The following is a 1,848-nucleotide window of genomic DNA, read 5'->3' on the forward strand; positions in this document are numbered from 1 at the left end:
CTTTAAGAAGAACAGCTCCTGACATGATATAAGCCTGTGATCCTTCATCTAATTGGCTCAGTACCCAAATCCGATGCTGGGAAGGTACCAATGGATAGTATTCCTGATTTTTAGCTTTCGGTATCGATACGTAGCTTTTTCTCTTTATTGTTTTGGCAATGGCTTCTGGCACTGGATTTTGGAAAAATTCCTTATACGTAATGTTTCCGTTAAGTTGTTTATAGATTTGATTGATTACTTGAGCAATCATTAAACTATGACCTCCCAATTCAAAGAAATTTTCTTGTATGCCAACCTTCTCAATCCCTAAGACCTCTTGCCATATCTCTGTCAGTTGCCGCTCTGTTTCATTTCTTGGTGCTATATAATTGGAACTAGTTCTGTAATCAATACTTAGGCTTTCCAGTTTTTCCCTGTCTATCTTACCATTAGGTGCTAAGGGAATCGACTCCATAAGCTCAAAATGACCGGGAACCATATAATTAGGCAGCCTTGTTCTAAGATGATTTTTTAAATCATCTTTATCCGTAGTGTTCTTTACTGTATAGTAAACAACTAATGTTTCATTTTTAACGAGTGCTACTGCTTGGCTGATGCTTTCAGAATAGGAGAGAATGGAATTCTCAATCTCCCCTAGTTCTATGCGATAGCCTCTTAATTTAATTTGATGATCTTTTCTGCCTAAAAAAGCAACGTTGCCGTCTGCAAGCCACATAGCTGCATCCCCCGTATCGTACATTCTTTGTCCTTTTTCATAAGGGTTGGCTATGAACTTTTCCTTGGTTAACTCCTCACGGTTTAGATACCCTTTGGCCATACCATCTCCAGAAATGTATAACTTCCCTGAAACGCCTATCGGTACTAACTCCAGGTGATCATCCAAAATGTAAAGTTTCGTATTAGATATAGGTTTTCCTATAGGGATGGAAGTCGTATAGTTCTTATCTTTATTTAACTTGTATATTGTACTGTAAGTAGTATCCTCTGAGGGACCATATAAATTCCGTACTTCTACTTTCGTTTTTACTAATCTGTTTCCAACATCCACAGGGAAAGATTCCCCTGCTAAATTGATGATATTTGCATTTTCCAAGCTGACTTTATTGTCTATAAGACTACGGATACTGGATGGAACGGTATTGATTAAAACTTCTGTGTCGTTTTTTAGGCTTTTTTCTATCTCCAACGCATTGTTAAGAATACGGATTTTTTTGCCTATGGTAAGAGGATAGAACATTTCATAAACGGAAATATCAAAACAATGTGAGGTAGAGGAGTAGACTATATTGAATCTCTCTGGATTAAATTCTTGTTTTGCCCAATGCAATAATTCAGCAGTGTTACCATGAGTGATCATCACTCCTTTAGGATTACCTGTGGTACCAGAAGTATAAATTACATAAGCTAAATTATGACGTGTGATTTTTGAACTTGTATTTTCTTTTGTATACTTACCCTTTTCTTTTTGGAAAGCTTCAAAAAAGGATTGGTTAATAACTAGTTTTGCATTGCTATCTTTTTCTATATACTCGATGAAACGCTTTGGGTAATTCGTATCCATCGGGACATAAGCCGCTCCCGATTTTAAAATCCCGAAAATAGCGATTAACAGATTCTCACTTCTGCCCAGTTTTAAAGCTACGAGATCATTGGGTTTGACACTGTAATGATTTCGTAGATATTCTGCTAATTGATTGGACCTCTCATTTAACTCACTATAGGTTAATTCTTGCTTGTTAAACACTACGGCAATATTGTTTGGAGTCTTTTTTACCTGTTCTTCAAATAAATCGACTATGGTTTTATCTTTTGGAAAATCAACCTTGGTGTCGTTAAACTCTTGGAGTA

The 1,848-nt window shown here is 36.4% G+C and carries 1 protein-coding gene; it reads right to left on the reverse strand.

The features are described 5' to 3' along the window. On the reverse strand, positions 1 to 1,848 hold a 1,848-nt coding region (locus ACFSQJ_RS14330), incomplete at both ends, for a non-ribosomal peptide synthetase (RefSeq protein ID WP_377767660.1).

The sequence above is a fragment of the Croceitalea marina genome, from assembly GCF_042684265.1.
GTDB classification, from domain to species: Bacteria; Bacteroidota; Bacteroidia; order Flavobacteriales; family Flavobacteriaceae; genus Croceitalea; species Croceitalea marina.